18 protein-coding genes, 1 tRNA gene and 1 pseudogene are annotated in these 16987 nt (G+C 60.9%); 9 read left to right on the forward strand and 11 right to left on the reverse strand.

The window, feature by feature from the left end:
- Nucleotides 1-54 precede the first annotated feature (54 nt).
- Nucleotides 55-528 (forward strand): hypothetical protein, encoded by a 474-nt coding sequence (locus WGT02_RS16275; RefSeq protein ID WP_024317663.1) that lies wholly within the window; start codon nucleotides 55-57, stop codon nucleotides 526-528.
- On the opposite strand, the gene WGT02_RS16280 is transcribed toward WGT02_RS16275, so the two are convergent.
- Nucleotides 529-771, reverse strand: a complete 243-nt coding sequence (locus WGT02_RS16280) for a hypothetical protein (protein WP_024317662.1) — start codon at nucleotides 769-771, stop codon at nucleotides 529-531.
- Nucleotides 772-925: 154 nt separating this feature from the next.
- Here WGT02_RS16280 and iolG point away from each other — a divergent pair, with 154 nt between their 5' ends.
- Nucleotides 926-1918, forward strand: coding sequence for an inositol 2-dehydrogenase (gene iolG / locus WGT02_RS16285; protein WP_024317661.1), 993 nt, complete (start codon nucleotides 926-928; stop codon nucleotides 1916-1918).
- A gap of 75 nt (nucleotides 1919-1993) precedes the next feature.
- Here iolG and WGT02_RS16290 read toward each other — a convergent pair whose 3' ends face one another.
- The gene (locus tag WGT02_RS16290; protein WP_208249944.1) at nucleotides 1994-3223 is read right to left on the reverse strand and encodes an ROK family protein; all 1230 of its coding nucleotides are present in this window, start codon (nucleotides 3221-3223) and stop codon (nucleotides 1994-1996) included.
- A gap of 224 nt (nucleotides 3224-3447) precedes the next feature.
- On the opposite strand from WGT02_RS16290, the gene xylF reads away from it, so the two are divergent.
- The 4 genes from xylF to WGT02_RS16310 all read left to right on the forward strand — a co-directional run bounded on the left by xylF (nucleotide 3448) and on the right by WGT02_RS16310 (nucleotide 7088).
- Nucleotides 3448-4488: a D-xylose ABC transporter substrate-binding protein gene (xylF, locus tag WGT02_RS16295; RefSeq protein ID WP_208249942.1), complete on the forward strand. Its 1041-nt coding sequence runs from the start codon at nucleotides 3448-3450 to the stop codon at nucleotides 4486-4488.
- Nucleotides 4489-4753: 265 nt separating this feature from the next.
- Nucleotides 4754-6067, forward strand: coding sequence for a sugar ABC transporter permease (locus WGT02_RS16300; RefSeq protein WP_024317658.1), 1314 nt, complete (start codon nucleotides 4754-4756; stop codon nucleotides 6065-6067).
- A gap of 14 nt (nucleotides 6068-6081) precedes the next feature.
- Nucleotides 6082-6882 carry an ATP-binding cassette domain-containing protein gene (locus WGT02_RS16305; protein ID WP_024317657.1) on the forward strand — a complete coding sequence of 267 codons (801 nt, stop codon included), beginning with the start codon at nucleotides 6082-6084 and terminating at the stop codon, nucleotides 6880-6882.
- 129 nt (nucleotides 6883-7011) lie between these two features.
- Nucleotides 7012-7088, forward strand: a tRNA-Arg gene (locus WGT02_RS16310).
- A 44-nt stretch (nucleotides 7089-7132) separates the two neighbouring features.
- Here the strand turns inward: WGT02_RS16310 and WGT02_RS16315 are convergent.
- The 7 genes and pseudogenes from WGT02_RS16315 to WGT02_RS16345 form a co-directional block, all read right to left on the reverse strand.
- Nucleotides 7133-7978: pseudogene (locus WGT02_RS16315) on the reverse strand (integrase core domain-containing protein); the annotation flags it as partial.
- Nucleotides 7979-8047: 69 nt separating this feature from the next.
- Complete coding sequence (locus WGT02_RS16320) at nucleotides 8048-8590, reverse strand: hypothetical protein (RefSeq protein ID WP_225039711.1); 543 nt, start codon at nucleotides 8588-8590, stop codon at nucleotides 8048-8050.
- On the reverse strand, nucleotides 8590-8841 hold the full coding sequence (locus WGT02_RS16325; RefSeq protein ID WP_339151135.1) for a hypothetical protein: 252 nt from the start codon (nucleotides 8839-8841) through the stop codon (nucleotides 8590-8592). Before WGT02_RS16325 ends, WGT02_RS16320 begins: the two co-directional genes overlap by 1 nt.
- 53 nt (nucleotides 8842-8894) lie before the next feature.
- Nucleotides 8895-10826, reverse strand: coding sequence for a DUF3604 domain-containing protein (locus tag WGT02_RS16330; RefSeq protein ID WP_208249940.1), 1932 nt, complete (start codon nucleotides 10824-10826; stop codon nucleotides 8895-8897).
- 41 nt (nucleotides 10827-10867) lie between these two features.
- Nucleotides 10868-11629: a hypothetical protein gene (locus WGT02_RS16335; protein ID WP_208249938.1), complete on the reverse strand. Its 762-nt coding sequence runs from the start codon at nucleotides 11627-11629 to the stop codon at nucleotides 10868-10870.
- Between the two features lie 12 nt (nucleotides 11630-11641).
- The gene (locus WGT02_RS16340) at nucleotides 11642-12685 is read right to left on the reverse strand and encodes a HupE/UreJ family protein (protein ID WP_208249935.1); all 1044 of its coding nucleotides are present in this window, start codon (nucleotides 12683-12685) and stop codon (nucleotides 11642-11644) included.
- A complete protein-coding gene (locus WGT02_RS16345) occupies nucleotides 12682-13554 on the reverse strand; it encodes a peptidyl-prolyl cis-trans isomerase (RefSeq protein ID WP_208249933.1) in 873 nt (290 codons plus the stop codon). Before WGT02_RS16345 ends, WGT02_RS16340 begins: the two co-directional genes overlap by 4 nt.
- Before the next feature lie 28 nt (nucleotides 13555-13582).
- Between WGT02_RS16345 and WGT02_RS16350 the strand changes: the two genes are divergently transcribed.
- The 3 genes from WGT02_RS16350 to WGT02_RS16360 all read left to right on the forward strand — a co-directional run bounded on the left by WGT02_RS16350 (nucleotide 13583) and on the right by WGT02_RS16360 (nucleotide 15985).
- A complete protein-coding gene (locus tag WGT02_RS16350; RefSeq protein ID WP_208249931.1) occupies nucleotides 13583-14680 on the forward strand; it encodes a DUF2092 domain-containing protein in 1098 nt (365 codons plus the stop codon).
- A 44-nt stretch (nucleotides 14681-14724) separates the two neighbouring features.
- Nucleotides 14725-14949: a hypothetical protein gene (locus tag WGT02_RS16355; protein ID WP_225039835.1), complete on the forward strand. Its 225-nt coding sequence runs from the start codon at nucleotides 14725-14727 to the stop codon at nucleotides 14947-14949.
- Nucleotides 14950-15220: 271 nt separating this feature from the next.
- Nucleotides 15221-15985: a DUF4239 domain-containing protein gene (locus WGT02_RS16360; protein WP_208249928.1), complete on the forward strand. Its 765-nt coding sequence runs from the start codon at nucleotides 15221-15223 to the stop codon at nucleotides 15983-15985.
- A gap of 164 nt (nucleotides 15986-16149) precedes the next feature.
- On the opposite strand, the gene WGT02_RS16365 is transcribed toward WGT02_RS16360, so the two are convergent.
- Nucleotides 16150-16548, reverse strand: a complete 399-nt coding sequence (locus WGT02_RS16365; protein WP_208249926.1) for a hypothetical protein — start codon at nucleotides 16546-16548, stop codon at nucleotides 16150-16152.
- A gap of 4 nt (nucleotides 16549-16552) precedes the next feature.
- Nucleotides 16553-16942: a hypothetical protein gene (locus WGT02_RS16370; protein WP_208249925.1), complete on the reverse strand. Its 390-nt coding sequence runs from the start codon at nucleotides 16940-16942 to the stop codon at nucleotides 16553-16555.
- Nucleotides 16943-16987: the final 45 nt, after the last annotated feature.

Consider the following 16987-nt stretch of genomic DNA (forward strand, 5'->3'; position numbering starts at 1 on the left):
AGCTTTGCACCACCTTGCTCGCATTTAATGCCGCCTCCAAAGGAGGTGGCAATCATGCTGTTCGGGAAATCCGTATTCCAGTCCGTGCTCGACCGCCTGAAAGCGGAGGACGATGAGACTGCCGAACAGGATGCACCTGCTGCCGCCCGTGTGAGCGGCCTCAACACCGGCCTCGCCTTCGACGTCATGGAAGGGGTCTCGGCATCGTCAGCGCGACCCGACCAGGCGTATGTCGAGACATTCGAATTCGCCCCTGCGAAGACCGTGGCAAAGCAGTCGCCGCCTCCTGAACCCGAGCCCGAGCCCGTGATGCCCGACTATCTCGTGCGTGTCACACCGGAAAACGTTGCAGCCGAACTGGATATTTCGGCGCGCGATACGGTCCAAAGCCTGAGCGAAAAGCGCCGCGCCTTTGCCAAGAAGAATCACCCCGATCGTGTTGATCCGCCGTTTCGTGAGAACGCCACGAAACGGATGACGATCGCGAATCTGCTGATCGACCAGGCCTTGCGGCGCCTTGGCCGCTGACTACTCCGCGTCCTTCGTGTCTTCCTCGTCATCGGGAGATGGCGTAGCGGTCTCCGCCGACTGCGGCTTGTAGTTCCAAAACAGCATATAGGCCGCGTAGACGCCGGCGCCGCCCGACAGGACCGCCCAGAATGGATCTCCGGTAATGATTTCGACCAGCGCCCAGCCGAAGCAAACGGCCACAATCAGAATGCGTGCCCAGAGCGGGCGATAGGCCGGATGGTTCGGATCGATAAGTTGCATATTTATCCCGCGCCGTATTTCGATCACATGTCTTTAGGATGGATTTTACAAATGTGAAAGAGCCGCGGGCTTGACGCGGCACCCATTAAATGGAATGAAAATTCCACAATCAGCAAAATTCGGTTCATTTGTTCCGAATTCAAGGGAGGTTCTCATGACTGTCAGATTTGGTCTTCTCGGTGCCGGCCGCATTGGCAAGGTTCATGCGAAGGCCGTCAGCGGCGATGCCAACGCCAAGCTCGTCGCCGTTGCCGACGCCTTTCCGCAGGCCGCCGAGGCGATCGCATCGGCCTACGGCTGTGAGGTTCGCACAATCGAGGCGATCGAAGCCGCCAAGGATATCGACGCCGTCGTCATCTGCACGCCGACCGACACCCATGCCGATCTGATCGAGCGCTTCGCGCGCGCCGGCAAGGCGATCTTCTGTGAAAAGCCGATCGATCTTAACGTTGCCCGCGTCAAGGCTTGCATCAAGGTCGTTGACGAAACCAAGGCCAAGCTGATGGTTGGCTTCAACCGTCGTTTCGATCCGCATTTCATGGCCGTTCGCAAAACCATCGATGATGGCCGCATCGGCGAGGTCGAAATGGTGACGATCACGTCGCGCGATCCGGGCGCCCCGCCGGTCGACTATATCAAGCGTTCGGGCGGCATCTTCCGCGACATGACCATCCATGATTTCGACATGGCCCGCTTCCTGCTCGGCGAAGAGCCGGTCGCAGTCAGCGCCACCGCCGCGGTCCTCGTCGACAAGGCCATCGGCGAAGCCGGCGACTACGACAGCGTTTCGGTGATCCTGCAGACCAAATCCGGCAAGCAGGCGATCATCTCCAACTCGCGCCGCGCCACATATGGCTACGACCAACGCATCGAGGTGCACGGCTCCAAGGGTATGGTCGCAGCCGAGAACCAGCGCCCGGTGTCGATCGAGGTCGCCAACGGCGACGGCTACACGCGCCCGCCGCTGCACGACTTCTTCATGACCCGCTACACCGAAGCCTATGCCAACGAGATCGCGAGCTTCATCGCCGCGATCGAGAAGGGCGCAAAAATTGCGCCTTCCGGCGCCGATGGCCTGGCAGCGCTGGCGCTTGCCGATGCTGCCGTGCAGTCCGTCAAGGAAGGCAAACTCATCAAGATCGGCTGACGGCCCTCTCCCGACCGAAAGCCACCTGTGAGATGGCCGGGCCCCTGCCCGGCCATCTCTCGTTTCGACCGCAGGCTAGCCTTGGTCGGCTCCATGGATGCCGGACATGACGATATCCTGGTCGATCACCGACAATGCCCTGTCCAGATGCCCCTCGAAGACGAGGTTCGGTTCATCGGGCACCACCCGGATCTCGGGCATTCCCTCCATCCGCACGACATGCGCCTGGCCAAGGCCCTCCTCGACCCCCTGCCGCAACAGGTCATAATAGCGCGTTCCCGGTCCCGTGATCGCGATCGGCATACGTTCCGTCAGGCTCAACAGCCGCGAAAGCCCGTTTCCGAGCGCGATCCCAGCCTGCCTGAACGCAAAGGCAGACATGCGATGTCCTTGGCGCGCGTGCGCAGCGATCTTGTCGAGCTCGGCAACCGGCACGAACTTGGCTGGGATCGTGTCGAGCGGCACCTCGAAGGCCATTCGGAGAATGGCGTAGAAGCCGGCATAGGCCTCGATGCATCCCTTGCTGCCACAGCGGCACAGGCCGCCATTGGCCATGTGCAGCATATGGCCGAAATTCGGCGCCGAGATCTCACGCTCCCCCTGCCCTGTGCGCCGGACGATGCCGAGGCCGATGCTATGTCCGAGCGACAACGCCGCCAGCGAGCGGAACTCCGCGGGCCTGGTATTCTCCTCATGCGCGCCGAGCGCCGCCGCAACCAGCTGCGTCTCGTTGCCGAGAATGATTTTGGCCTGCCAGGCCGGCCGCAACACCGATTCGAAGTCGATCTGTTTGCTGCCGAAAATCGGCGACCAGACCAACGCCGGTTCGGTGGGGTGCACGAGACCTTTGCTGCTGATCGATATCAGCAGCACTTTTTCCTTGGGAAGCTTTGAGCGGGCAAGAATGCGTGAAAGCCCCTCCCTGATGGAGGCAACGAAACGCTCGGCTCCGGCAGGATCATGGGATCGTTCCTCGCTGAACCGGTCGATGAGCCTACCGGCATAGTCGACCAGCGAGTACTGGACGCCATCCGACGAGATGATCACGACGACAAGGTAGCCACAGTCGCGCCGTTGCCGAAACAACACGCGCGGGCGCCCCCTCCCGCTGGTGGCCTGCTGCTCGGATTTCTCGATGATTTGCGCTTTTTCGAGGTCGGCGGTGATCGCCGAGATCGTTGCGGAAGAAAGCTTCGTAGAGTCGGAAATCGCGGTATGCGCCAGCGCGCCATGTCTTCGAAGCGCGGCGAGCACGAGGACGCTATTTCGCTGCCGGACCAATTCCGTGCTCGACTTGGTCAGCATATATGCCGGCCCTCTCCCCTCGCATTCCGCCCTTATTCACACCTCATCTCCAGCCGTTTCAGCAACGGAAATTAAGCTGGTAGTGCAGTGTTGACAGTTGAAAAAATCTCTGACACTAAATTTCTCGACTGTCGAGAAAATAATTCGAACTTCTCGTCAGCGAACCGCGGCGGCCGGAGGAACCACTGGCTGGGGCTGGCCGCAACTCACTCGGGAGGATAATTATGAAGTCAATTTTGAAGCTGATGGCCGGGGCGGCCATCCTCGTGTCGGTCCACACTGCCGCCATGGCTGCTGATCTCGTCGTTGGCGTTTCCTGGTCGAACTTCCAGGAAGAACGTTGGAAGACCGACGAAGCTGCCATCAAGAAGGCACTGGAAGCCAAGGGCGCCAAGTACATTTCTGCTGACGCCCAGTCGTCTGCCGCAAAGCAGCTGACCGACGTTGAATCGCTGATTTCGCAGGGCGCGAACGCACTCATCATCCTCGCTCAAGACTCCGACGCAATCGGCCCGGCCATCGAAAAGGCTGCCGCTGAAGGCATTCCGGTCGTCGGCTACGACCGCCTGATCGAAAACCCGGCTGCCTTCTACATCACCTTCGACAACAAGGAAGTCGGCCGCCTCCAGGCGGAAGGCGTGTTCAAGGTCAAGCCGGAAGGTAATTACGTCTTTATCAAGGGCTCCTCGTCCGACCCGAATGCGAACTTCCTGTTCTCGGGCCAGATGGAAGTGCTGAAGGCCGCCGTCGATGCCGGCAAGATCAAGAACGTCGGCGAAGCCTACACCGACGGCTGGCTTCCGGAAAATGCACAGCGCAACATGGAGCAGTTCCTGACTGCGAGCAACAACAAGGTTGACGCTGTTGTTGCTTCGAACGACGGCACCGCCGGTGGTGCGATTGCAGCCCTCGACGCCCAGGGCCTCGCCGGCTCTGTACCGGTTTCCGGCCAGGACGCCGACAAGGCAGCCCTGAACCGCGTCGCGCTTGGCACGCAGACGGTCTCCGTCTGGAAGGACTCGCGTGAACTCGGCAAGCGCGCCGCTGAAATCGCCCTCGACCTCGCAGGCGGCAAGAAGATGACCGAAATCGAAGGTGTCCAGACTTTCGACGGCGGCGCCAAGAAGGTCGCCATGGAATCGGTCTTCCTGAAGCCGCTGCCGATCACCAACGAGAACCTGAACGTCGTCATCGACGCCGGCTGGATCTCCAAGGCTGAAGCTTGCCAGGGCGTCAAGGCCGGCAGCGTCAAGGCTTGCGACTAATCGACCTGCGCAAGGCATAGATTGCCGGCGCCGCAACGGCTGAAACCGTTGCGGCGCCGGATGCGGATTTGAGCCGTCGCTCGATGGTCTATCCGCCTCACCCAACCATCGCGGCCTTGATTCCCTGCCGGTTTCATGTCGCGGGACAGAGCGACCGAAATTCCGGGCGCACGGCGATGGTCAGTACAAGAACGGGGCGAAGCCGCGGGCATCGACGTGATGCCGAGCGGATCAGACGTCCAAACAGTGGGGGAACGGCAAACCCATGGCCGAAATGGTAAAATCCACAACTTCAAGCGGACCGAGCATGGCTGAGGGCAACCTCATCAGCCGCTTCTTCCGCGCGACCGAAATCGACACGCGCCTTCTCGGTATGATCGGCGCGCTGCTCATCATCTGGATCGGCTTTCATATCATTACCGGCGGCCTGTTTCTGACGCCGAGAAATCTCTGGAACCTTTCGGTTCAGACAACCGACATCGCGATCATGACGACCGGCATGGTTCTCATCATCGTGACGCGCAACATCGACCTTTCCGTCGGCTCCGTACTTGGCCTCTGCGCCATGATCATGGGTGTCACGCAGGCAAAAGTCCTGCCTGAGTTCATCGGTTTCGACAGCCCGTTTACCTGGATCATCACCCTGATCGTCGGCCTCATCGCCGGCGCCCTGATCGGCACCTTCCAGGGCCTCATCATCGCCTTCCTGAACGTTCCCTCCTTCATCGTGACGCTCGGCGGCCTGCTTGTCTGGCGCGGCGCAACCTGGCTCGTCACCAGCGGCCAGACGGTCGCTCCGATGGACCAGACCTTTCGCGTCATGGGCGGCGGTGCCGAAGGCTCGATCGGCGCGACCTGGAGCTGGATCGTCGGCGTGCTCGCCTGCCTTTTCGTCATCGGCAGCATCGTCAACTCCCGCCGCCAGCGCAAGCGTTTCGGCTTCCCGCGACGTCCCGTCTGGGCCGAGTACTTCCTGTCAGCACTCTCCTGCGCGTTGATCCTCGGTGCCGTCTGGATCGCCAACAGCTACTACTGGCCGATCAATATCGCCAAAAGATACGCCGAAGCGAACAGCATTCCGTGGCCTGAAACCGGCCTGGATATCCCCTACGGCATTGCCGTTCCGGTTCTGATTGCCATTGTCGTCGGGATCATCATGACCTTCATCGCCACCCGCCTGCGCTTCGGCCGTTATGTCTTCGCGATCGGCGGCAACCCTGAGGCGGCAGAACTCGCCGGCATCAAGACCCGCTGGGTCACCGTCCGCATCTTCGCGCTGATGGGCATTCTCGCCGCCGTCGCGGCAGCCATCTCGACGGCGCGCCTCAACGCCGCCACCAATGCTCAAGGTACGCTCGACGAGCTATATACCATCGCTGCAGCCGTTATCGGCGGCACATCGCTTGCAGGCGGTACCGGCACGATTGCCGGCGCCATGCTCGGCGCGCTCGTGATGCAGTCGCTGCAGTCAGGGATGGTACTGGCCCATGTCGACACGCCGCTGCAGAGCGTCGTCGTCGGTGCGGTGCTCGTCGTCGCCGTCTGGCTCGACACTGTCTATCGTTCGCGTGCCAAGTAAGAGGAGTCCTAGATATGACTGATCAACGCACTCCCCAGAGCCAGAACGCTCCTCTTGTGGAACTCAAGAACATCTCGATCTCCTTCGGCGGTATCCACGCCGTGGACAATGCTTCGGTCGACCTCTACCCCGGCGAAGTCGTCGCGCTTCTCGGCCATAACGGCGCCGGTAAGTCGACGTTGATCAAGATCCTCTCGGGCGCCTACAAGCGCGACAGCGGCGAAATCCTCATCAACGGCGAGCCGGCCGACATCCGCAATCCGCGCGATGCAAAGAAGTACGGCATCGAGACGATCTATCAGACGCTCGCCGTCGCCGATAACGTCGACGCCGCCGCCAACCTCTACCTCGGACGCGAGATCCGCACGAAGTGGGGCACGCTCGATGACGTCGCCATGGAGGCCTCGGCCCGTGAAGTGATGGGACGTCTCAACCCGAACTTCCGCCGCTTCAAGGAGCCGGTGAAGGCGCTCTCCGGCGGCCAGCGGCAGTCGGTGGCGATTGCGCGCGCGATCCTCTTCAACGCCCGCATCCTGATCATGGACGAGCCGACGGCCGCCCTTGGTCCCCAGGAAACGGCGCAGGTCGGTGAGCTGATCAAGCAGTTGAAGAAGGAAGGCATCGGCATCTTCCTGATCAGCCACGACATCCACGACGTCTTCGATCTTGCCGACCGCGTCTCGGTAATGAAGAACGGCCAGGTGGTCGGCCATGCCCGCACCGAGGACGTCACCAAGGATGAAGTGCTCGGCATGATCATCCTCGGCAAGGTGCCGCCCAAGGCCATCCCCGGCCCCGGCGCCATGCAGGTCTGACCCCCAGACGTGAGATATAAAAGTCCGCCGCGCACAAGAACGGCGGACTTTTCATTTTGTAGATTGAAGCCAGCGAGAAGCTAGGCTAAGAACCACGCATCGGACAGGCGATTCAAACGCCTGCGGCATGCACCCGTAGCTCAGCTGGATAGAGTGTTGGATTCCGATTCCAAAGGTCACAGGTTCGAATCCTGTCGGGTGCGCCAAAATTTCTAGTGTCCAGCCCGGAGACATAGGTAACAGATCGTCCCTAAGACATGGGTGACAACCTCGTGCCGAACGGGTTGTCGATGGTTTGCAAAGTCCTCTGCTCCAGGTCGATATATCCGAGATCATAGTGCATGAAGCTGACGAGCCAAATGCCGTCGACGACTTCCTTGATGCCCAGTTTCTGGCCGGCCAGCACGGTCGAGATGTTGATCATCTTGCGATAGATGCAGATGCGGCCGCAATTGGTCACCAGCGCATCTCTGTCGTGGAACGGGTAGTCGATCTCGGGCAGTCCGTTATAGATCCGCGCTGATGTTGTGTAGATGTCTGCAGGGGCTCTCATATCCAGCGCCTCGTGCGGCCGTTCGGTATTGAATTCGCTGACGAATGCATCGAAGCGGGCCTGTTGCTGCAGGATGTTCCTGCCGGGTGGGCGCGTCGCCTCCCTTTTGAGTGTCAGGTGCATGCGCTCATGCCGGCCATTCTGTTGCGGATGGCCCGGCCTGATGCGCTCGAGGCCGATGCCGAGCCTCAGCCACCAGACCGACAGCTTCGACAGATTATAGAGCCCGTTGGGGCTGGCGAACGGCAGGCCGTTGTCGCTACGGATCGCGCTTGGCAGGCCATGTTCGGCAAACAATCGGCGGAACGCCTCGAACACACCCACCTCCTTTGTCGATTCGACGGCCTCGCAGGCAAGCAGGTAACGTGATGCCTGGTCGGTGACCGTCAGCGGGTAACAGTAGCGGCCGTCACCGAGCTTGAACTCGCCCTTGAAGTCGGCACACCACAGATCGTTCGGCAGCAATGCCTGAGACAATGCTGTCCCTTCGGCTCGATGGCGTTGTCGTTTACGTGCATGGGCGACCAGCCCGTGCCGGAGGCTATTCGCGACCACGTCCGCGCCCGCCGCCACTCTCTTCAGAACGCCCCTTTCTGTGCCGTTCTGCTAGGGTCAAAAACGAAACGTGACGCCAATTATCGGACCCTGTTGAACCACGTCATAGACGAAACCATCATTTTCGTAGTCGACGCCAGCGGCGCGGTATCCGGCGACCGCCGAGATTGAATCCGTGAACTGATATCCAGCACCGCCCATCACGTCCCAGACGAGGTCGGAAGAGGCGCCGCCGCCGATCAGCGCCCAGCCCGTCAGATAAAACTGCTCCGTGATCGAAATCCGGCCTTTCAGCCCTGCAATCGGATCGACCCAGGTTTCCGTTTGCGACACTTCCCGCCCTCCGAGGAAGCCGGGCGGGTTGAAATCCAGTTCGTTTTCGATCGAGAACAGCCGGAACCCTGCAAAAGCGTCGAGGCTGGCATTGCGCTGATCAATGAGGCGATACTCGCCGGCGGCCGTCCACATCAGGCTGTGCACGGTGGAATCCACGCTGCTTGCAAGGATTCCAAACGGCGTGTCACTCGAGGTCGAGAGCTTGGTGTAGTTAAAGTCGGTGAAGATGCCGAACCGCTCGTAGCGCGCTTCTGCCAAGCCCATCACGGCGATGTCCATGTTGGACAGGATGTCGTCGATGCTGGCATCGACGTGCGCGGTCCGACGCCGCCCCCGACATCGCCCTCGATCCCCGCAAACCAGCCGTACATGCTGAAGGTGAACGTCCAGCCCGACGGAGACTCGTACCCTGTCGTGTTCGCCCCCGGATAGATCGCATCGGCCGCCCTTGCCGTGCCCATGCACCCGAAAGGGCTGCAGAGGCAGACAACCAGTATCATGCGCAGTTTCATCATTCCCCTCCCCCCTAGGAAAGATCTGCGCGCGGTGCGCGAATCAACCTTCTCGCCTAGCCCGCCGGACTGTACCAGATCGGCGACGTGTAGGCCCGCTCCTGCAATGTCATCAGCACTTCCGGCGGCATGGTGACGCCGAAGTACTTCGCGTCGTAGGCCGTCCAGCGTGGCGTCGGAATTTCCAGCACGCGAGCGTAGTAGAAGGCGCGTTGGGCGGGATCGAAGTCGGGATCGGTCCACACCGAGATCAGCTCGGGCGCGCCAATTGTGTTGGTCCAGGTGGCGTTGGCGACGTCGACGGTGCTTCCGACCGGCGGCAGCTTGCCGTCAGCGCCGGGCTTGCGGTCGCCGGACCATGCAGCGTCATAGACGTGCTCGTGCAGCTCCCCCGCCGCGTCCATCCAGCCCTTGACGATCTGGTAGCGGTCGAGATTGGCACCAATCGGGTCCTTCAATGCCGCCACGAGGAACGTGGGGGACTTCCCCGCTGGCGCTGCCGGCAGGTCGCCGCCCATGGGAACGCCCTTGGCATAGCCGACAGCCGCCGGGCTTCGCGTCTTGGTGTCCGCCTCGGCGAAGTCCCATCCGCCAAATAGCCGAACCAGCATTCGCGGCCCGGTGGTGGCATAGACCTCCTTACGCTTCATCGCGTCGAAGATGGCTTCACGCGTGTTCTCCGTCGCCCAGACGGCAGCATAGCCGCTCGAAACGACTTCCCAGCCCATGACCTCCTTGTCGCCGAACTTGGCGATTGGGTGTGTCGCGCGGTCGGCGGTCGGTTCTGCTGCAGGGAGTTTGCCAAAGAAGTTGTTCTCTTCGACCGCGGCGAGCGAAGTGTGGGAATCCGTCGATCCGATCAATCCATACTTGTACGGGTTCACGCCAAGCTCTTTCTCGAGTTTCAGGCCGTTCTTGAGGGCCGAGCGCGCATACTCGAACTGCAGCATTTCCGGAGTTTTCGCCGCACTCAGGTCGAGGTTGCCCATATCCCACCGCTCGAAGTTGGCGAACTCGTCGGTCGGCGACAGAGTGGGATGCGTCTCCCCGTCGCCTTTCATCTGGGTAACTTCCATCAGCGGCTCCAGGCTTGCGCGGGTGCGCGCATACTCCGCGGCGATCGGCTTTCCTCCGACGGGATTGATCAACGGGAACATCAAGCCGTTCGACAGATTGCCGTTATGAGGGATGGCGAGCACGCTGCCGCCGGTCTTCGTCACGTAGTTTTGAAGAGCCTTCCACAGGTCTTCCGGATTGTCGCTCTGCAAGGACGAGAATGGCAGGATCGATTCTGTCTTTTCCGCGCCGTCGCGGAAGACGACCACGCGATGGAGGTTGTTGCCGCCGGTGTTGGATGACGATTCATAGCCGATCAATGCAGTAAACGTGCCGGGATCGTTGTATTTCTCCGCAGCCTGGACGTTCTTTTGCCATACAGACCGCGTCAGTTCGTCCGAACGAAGCGCAGCCGGCAAAGGCTTGCCTCCACCACCGACGCTCGCCATTATTTCGTAGTAGACGTTCATCGCCTGGTCGCCGCCGGTTGCCATCATCTGGTTCCAGCGTTTCAGGTCAGGATCGTTCATCAAGGTCGGGTTTCCGGCCTTGATTTCGCCCAGCGTGCCCATGTTCTCGGCGTGATCGGACACGACCAGGAAATCGAGGGGGCGGCTCAAGCGGGCGTGCTGGCCGGTCGAGGAGATGACTTCCTCGCCGCGGGCGAAGCGATAGGCCTCCTCCGGTCCGAGGGAGTTGCCGAAGGCAATGGCGTCGAAGGATTGCGACGTGTGCAGATGCGTATCGCCGAACAGCGGACGGGTCGGGAAGGTATTGCCGGCATAGGGGGAGTAGCCTGGCTTCGGAAAGAGAGTCTCGACCGCCTTCGGGTCGAGCGTTCCCTTGTCTGTGGATTCCTGCGCCAGTGCGGTATCACTGAATGCTGTGGTCGCAGCCAAGGCGAACCCGGCCAAAGGCATCAAAACTCGCATGACTTCCTCCAGATTAGTGAGTGATTTGTCATTCCGATCTGTCAATCTGCTGGGCGCATTCGGGAACTCAGGTTCAAAACGATGCGGGACGAATCTTCCCTCTTGAACGGCAGCCGTTCACGGTCGGCGTAAGGCGAGTACTGGCTGGCCTGACGGGGATTTTCTCCGTCCTTCCTGGTCCCTGCGGCATCGGATGTGGCAGGTTCGAGCGCGGCCGGGGTTTCGCCGAACTGCTGATGGTCCCGGACAAACGCCGCGACCTCGCCATCGTCTCCGTAAAGGCGCATCACCCCGCGTGCATGCGCTTTGCCCAGAGTGAGACGCCCTGCGGCGATCTCGGCGATTACGGCCTCGCCGGTGACGATCACGAGATCGCCGTCCTCGGGGCCTGAAACATGGACCGCGGTCCGCAAGCCGCTGGCTGTCGGTTCGAAGCGCGCCCATAGCATCGGCTCGACGAGGACGACGGCGACCGGCCTAAGTGGCTCGGGCGCCCCCGCACCGAGCAACGCGCCGAACTGCGCCAAGGAAATCGCGGCCAGCTTGAATCTGTGCCCGAACACGTCGATGCCAGGCCGATCGAAATTCGCAAGTGGGAGCCGCCCTGCCGCGACCTCCTGCGATATCGCGCCGATCACGTAAAGCGAGTTGGGATAGGCCCAACTCAGGGAACCGCGCGAGACCGACTGCGGGTCGTCATAGCCGCAGGCAAATCCTTGTGAGGCGGGCGCTGCGGCAAGCAAGCCCGCCGCCACTGTCATGGCAAGAAAACCGCCGCTTTTTCGATGTCTGAGGTTCCCCATTGTCGTCCTTCCTCAAAGGAACATCGCGTCCAGCCGTTGGGCGCACCAGAACGCCGCGACGATGCCGATTGCGTAGGCCGAGGCGACGGCCGCCTGGCGCGGGATGACGACAAGCCGCCCTGCCAGATAGACCGCGGTCAGCAACACAGCGATAAACGCCAGTTGCCAGAGCTCGACACCGACATTGAAGGCGAGCAGGGCCAGCGGAATGTCACCCTGCGGCAGACCGAGGTCCACAAGCGCGCTGGCGAAACCGAAACCGTGCAGCAGGCCGAAGACGAAAGCCACCATCCACGGCCTGACGATGGCGAGGCTGAGCTGCCCGCGCTCCATGCGCACGACCTCGGCGGCGACCATGACGATGCTGATTGCGATCATCGCCTCGACGGGCCGCGACGGCAGCGTCACCCACCCGAGCGTCGCGCAGGTCAATGTGATCGAGTGGGCGACGGTGAAGGCGGTCACGGCCTTCACCAGCTTGCGCCAGTCGCGCACGATCAGCATCAGACCGGCGACGAAGAGCAGGTGATCGAAGCCAAAGGCGATGTGCTCGACGCCTTGACCGACATAGGTGGTGAAGACGCCCCAGGTGGTTTGCGACGCCGGGATCAGCGCAGATGGCGAGCCGGGCGTCAGCCGAGCCGTCCAGGTGTTGCCATTGGCAAGCACCACGTGGACAAGGGCATCCGTCATGGTGTTCTGCAACCCGTCAATCAGCACCGTCTGGCCGGTCAGCGGCTCCAGGGTTCGCATACGCCAGGTCTGCACCATCGCATCACCGGTCGGATGCGAGACGACCCGGCTCACCGTCTCCGTCCTGCCGGAGAACAAGGCTTTCAGCGCCAGCCGCGCGTCGCCCTGCATGGGGGTCTTGAAGAGCACGTTGAACTCGTTCGACGCTTCTTCCCGGATACTCAGGTAGGCGGGACGTACTTCATGGGCGAAGGCAGCTACCCAGAACAGCATGGCAGCCGCGAGTGTCAGTACGATCAGCCAGACGGACGCCGTCCCTTCGCACGCTCGCACGAGCACGGATCGTTGGGCTCGCCCGCTCATTTCGCGGCCACCTTCGACGCGAGCTCAGAGCCCAGCATCGCGCTCACGCCGTCCTCTAGCTCGAGCCCATACTTCCTGCGAAGCTCGGCGAGATAATCGCGGGTAAGTTCGGCTTGCCTGGCGCTACGCCATTCAGCCAGAACAGCGTCCCGCACGGTTTCGAAAGGTTTCGTGGCCGCCGGCATATGCTGTGTGACAAACACCAGATGGAAGCCGTAGCCGGATTTCACCGGCCCCCTCCACCCGCCCGGTTGAAGTGCTAGGACGTCGTGCGTGAAATCCGCGCCGAACATGCCGGAGAGTGCCGCCGCCTCGGTGTCGTCGAAGCTGTCCCCGATGAGCAGCCGGTCGCCTGCCGCCGGCTCGATGTCGCCGGCGTTCAATCTGGCGAGAACTGCCTTGGCGTCCGCTGCAGCGTCAACGCGGCGCTCGGGACTGAAGTAGACCTGCTTGAACGAGAGTCTGCCAGGCGTCTCGAAGCGCGACGAGTTGGCGGCGTAGAATGTCCGCAGTTCCGCCTCCGCCGGCTCGGCTAGCTGGGCAGTGTCCTCAACCATGAATTTAAGCTTTTGCGCCAGGCGGCGGCGAATGATGGTGTCGTCCTGATCGAGACCCATCTCCTTGGCCGCGCGCGCCAGGAGCCTTTCGTTTGAGAGATCCTCGACCAGTCCCTTCAACTCGATGGAGGTCGGATCGCGCAGCCATTGGCTCGACCATGTCTGCTTCAGCCAACGGACGTCGCCTTCGCTGATGCGAACAGCTTCGACTGCCCCCTCCTTCGCCCGCTTTTCATGGAGCCACGAATAGCCGCCGAACAGGACCGCCCCGGCGACGGCAAAATGCAGCAGAGGTTCTCTGAACACCTTCATGCAGCCCACTCCGTGGTCCCTCCGGTGAGTGGCAGAGAAGAAAAACCAGAGTCACAAGATCAGCGCAGTTCCTTTATTGGGCATGGCCGACGCCTTTCCCCAGGCATGCCGGCACCGCAGATGTATTTTATGCACTTGGTATCAAGCGGTTGCAATATCTATTATGTTAGCATGCAATGATTTAGAAATTTATGGTTGGCGACGATCGGATGCAGGGGCAGGCTGTGAGATAGAGGTCGGACAACTCTCCCATAAACCCGCAAGATTGCACGATTTTGCAGGTGGGCCAGCGGCCTGCCACATCGGCCCTGCCAAGCACGGCGCTGGAAGCCTGAGAAATCCACGCAGAAACCGAATGCAGCAATATAGGGAGGCAACCATGAAAATTGAAAGTCGATTGGTCACGGGAATACTCGCCTTGGCACTGTTGGCGCCCGCCGCGCATGCTGAGGATGATGCTCGCGCAATCCTTAAATCGATGTCGGATTACCTGGCGAAACAGCAGACCTTTTCTGCGACCTTCGACACCGACATTGAGGTGGTGACGCCTGATCTGCAGAAGCTTCAGTTTACAAGCTCAGGTCAGGTCGCTGTCAGCCGTCCGAACAAGATGCATGCAGCCCGCACGGGCGGCTTTTCCGATGCCGAGATGATTTTCGACGGAAAGCAGATAACCATCCACTCGAAGGACGACAAAGTATTCACGCAGATTGATGCCGCGGGAACGATCGACGACCTCATTGCGAAACTTGAGGCGGACGGTTATGCCCTGCCTGGGGCAGACCTTCTCCTGGCGAACGTCTATGAGGAGCTCAATGCCGGCGTCATCGATGCCAAGCATATCGGCACGGGCGTGATCGGCGGCGTCGAGTGCGAGCACTTGGCCTTCCGCAATGCGGATACAGACTGGCAGCTTTGGGTGCGAACCGGCGCAGCGCCAATTCCCTGCAAATACGTCATCACCTCAAAGGCAGTCACGGCTGCGCCGCAATACACGCTGATCGTCAAGACCTGGAGTGGAGAGGCGAAGGATGATTTTTCGTTCGCACCGCCGGCCAACAGCAGGCGGGTGGATCCACAGGCAATGCCCCACATTGACGAAGTTCCAGAAGGAGCCAACGAATGACCGGCCCAACAAGACTAATCGCGCTGGCAGGCGGTATTGCCATCATGCTTTTTGGAGGCGAGTTTCCCATAGGCGAAACCGGCGCGTTCGTCTCTGAGGCTCAAGCTCGCGTCGGACGCCCGCTCACTCCCGTGAGCTATGCTGGCGTGGCACGGCGAACGACGCGCCGAACCGTTGCCGCAGGAGCGGCGGTCGGCGCAACGGTCTACGCGCCGGGTTGCGTCCAGGCGGCCGATGCATACGGACGGATTTACTACAGGTGTCCGTGAGTATTGCGAGCCACTGAGCACACGAGCGCAGTGCGTGCGGACTGGACACGTTCGGATGCTTCGTCCAAGCGGCCGTGTGGCGGCTTGCGATCCGTGGGAGGGAAACGGCTTCGTATCGAGACCTTCGATATCGGGTGCGAGGTTCAGTTTCACCCGCATCGCGCCGCAAGGGCAACCGGGCGAAGGGCCACCCGTTTACTTCCCTCTGCGCGTTTGGGAGTGACGATCCACCGCACGCACAGTCTGGATTCGTTTTTCGATGAGGGCAATCGTGACTGGAATTGCAACAGCTTGCATCGTTTTCGCCTGTGTGTCCTGCGGCGCACTGATGGGCATGCTTCTTCGCCGTGTTTTGCCCGAGCATCATCTCAACGGCGATTCCAAGGATGTCTTGAAGCTCGGAATGGGCCTGGTGGCGACGCTGACCGCCCTGGTTCTCGGCCTGCTCATCGCCTCGGCCAAGAGCCAGTACGATGGGCAGCGCGACGGGCTTGATCAGATCTCGGCCAAGTTCATTCTGGTCGACGCAGCGCTGGCACAGTATGGGCCGGAGGCTGCAAGTGCGCGCGGTCTGCTCCGTCAAGCTGTCGCGTCAGCGCTTGACCGCATTTGGCCGCAGGATTCGTCTCAAGCTTCCTCGCTAACTGCTCGCGATACGACTGCGGGAGCCAGGGCGATCTACGGCCTGGTTGAGGGACTCTCGCCACATAACGACATGCAAAGCAGGCTCCAATCTCAAACTCTGCAGCTTCTTCAGGAGCTCGGCCAGACGCGTTGGCTGCTTGCCGCACAACAGGAAAGCCGCGCCATTCCTCTGCCATTCCTGATAGTCCTTGTGTTCTGGCTCGCTGTTCTCTTCGCCAGCTTCGGGCTCTTGTCGCCGCCAAACGCGACGATCGTCGCTGTGCTTTTTGTGTGTGCCCTCTCTGTTTCAGGAGCGGTGTTCCTTGTTCTCGAGTTGAGCCGACCGTTTGAGGGAACTCTGCAGCTTTCCAGCGCCCCAATGCGCCACGCCTTGTCGCAGATGGGGCAGTAACCGGCTGTGTTGCAGGAAACGAAGACTGGGCACGGGGCGCCGCTCCGGGTGTGACGTTGACGTGTTCCACCGGGAGATCTTCGACATGGGAAAGCAGGGAGGGGTCTGATGTTCCTTCGAACGAGCCGACCTTCGAGGCGCGCCGCGATCGCAAGGTTGAAGGCTTAAGGGCAGCGGGATACAAACTGCCGGTGCCTGAAGGTATCCGTGAAGTCCCTGGAGGCGTCGGCCTTTCCCCCGATGGTGTTGATCGCACCGGACGGAACGGGCGAAAGACTTAGACCGACGTTCTGGCTCCCTTCGGACGTTGAAACGAGTTCCATTTTCACCGACGAGATATCGAAGGTCGTGTCGTCTGCATTGACGACAGGCTCTTCCCAGCATCCGACCCGCCATCCAGGGCGCTTTCGTTTCGAGACGGCCTTGAACCCCAACTGCTTGTCCGACTGGTAATAAGCAGCAAGCTTAAGAAGCGCCGTGTTCGGAACCTTGTCGCCGTCCGGGTGGGCCTTGAGGATGACGAGAAGGCCGTATCTACCAAGGGCGTGCTGCGCTTCCCGCATCAGCCTAAGTCCGAGGGCCCCGACCTCGCACCGCAGGATCGACCCACATGCGATCGAGGTGTGCGACTGCTCCGAAGTCGTCGGCAAGCGAATTGACCTTCAAGGCCTTCTCTATAAGGGCGGCATCGTCCACCAGAATGTGGAAGGCTTGCAATGCGTGCTGGCTTCGCATGTCGAACACGTCGAAATACCAGTCGTCGTGGTCTTCGGGTATATAGCCCGGTTGCGCCAGAAAGCCGGTAAGACTTGCCAGAAGCTCCCCCGGATCTTTTTGCGTGTCGCCCCGGTATCGACGCAGGCCGACCGTCCATTCGAGAACGTTCGGTTCGTCAGGGCATTTTCGAAACCGAGTATCGAAAGCCAGATATCCACCGTCGTCTTCGATGTCGTCCATTCGTCCCCGCCCGATTTCGGTGGATTCTAATTGCATGGGAACGGC

Origin of the sequence: Rhizobium sp. T1470 (assembly GCF_042140505.1) — a bacterium.
In the GTDB taxonomy this organism is placed as follows: Bacteria; Pseudomonadota; Alphaproteobacteria; order Rhizobiales; family Rhizobiaceae; genus Rhizobium; species Rhizobium favelukesii.

Coding starts and splice junctions, on each gene's coding strand:
- WGT02_RS16275 (WP_024317663.1), top strand. CDS start 55: ATGCTGTTCGGGAAATCCGTATTCCAGTCCGTGCTCGACCGCCTGAAA.
- WGT02_RS16280 (WP_024317662.1), bottom strand. CDS start 771: ATGCAACTTATCGATCCGAACCATCCGGCCTATCGCCCGCTCTGGGCA.
- iolG (WP_024317661.1), top strand. CDS start 926: ATGACTGTCAGATTTGGTCTTCTCGGTGCCGGCCGCATTGGCAAGGTT.
- WGT02_RS16290 (WP_208249944.1), bottom strand. CDS start 3,223: ATGCTGACCAAGTCGAGCACGGAATTGGTCCGGCAGCGAAATAGCGTC.
- xylF (WP_208249942.1), top strand. CDS start 3,448: ATGAAGTCAATTTTGAAGCTGATGGCCGGGGCGGCCATCCTCGTGTCG.
- WGT02_RS16300 (WP_024317658.1), top strand. CDS start 4,754: ATGGCCGAAATGGTAAAATCCACAACTTCAAGCGGACCGAGCATGGCT.
- WGT02_RS16305 (WP_024317657.1), top strand. CDS start 6,082: ATGACTGATCAACGCACTCCCCAGAGCCAGAACGCTCCTCTTGTGGAA.
- WGT02_RS16320 (WP_225039711.1), bottom strand. CDS start 8,590: ATGGGCTTGGCAGAAGCGCGCTACGAGCGGTTCGGCATCTTCACCGAC.
- WGT02_RS16325 (WP_339151135.1), bottom strand. CDS start 8,841: ATGATGAAACTGCGCATGATACTGGTTGTCTGCCTCTGCAGCCCTTTC.
- WGT02_RS16330 (WP_208249940.1), bottom strand. CDS start 10,826: ATGCGAGTTTTGATGCCTTTGGCCGGGTTCGCCTTGGCTGCGACCACA.
- WGT02_RS16335 (WP_208249938.1), bottom strand. CDS start 11,629: ATGGGGAACCTCAGACATCGAAAAAGCGGCGGTTTTCTTGCCATGACA.
- WGT02_RS16340 (WP_208249935.1), bottom strand. CDS start 12,685: ATGAGCGGGCGAGCCCAACGATCCGTGCTCGTGCGAGCGTGCGAAGGG.
- WGT02_RS16345 (WP_208249933.1), bottom strand. CDS start 13,554: ATGAAGGTGTTCAGAGAACCTCTGCTGCATTTTGCCGTCGCCGGGGCG.
- WGT02_RS16355 (WP_225039835.1), top strand. CDS start 14,725: ATGCTTTTTGGAGGCGAGTTTCCCATAGGCGAAACCGGCGCGTTCGTC.
- WGT02_RS16365 (WP_208249926.1), bottom strand. CDS start 16,548: ATGCGGGAAGCGCAGCACGCCCTTGGTAGATACGGCCTTCTCGTCATC.
- WGT02_RS16370 (WP_208249925.1), bottom strand. CDS start 16,942: ATGGACGACATCGAAGACGACGGTGGATATCTGGCTTTCGATACTCGG.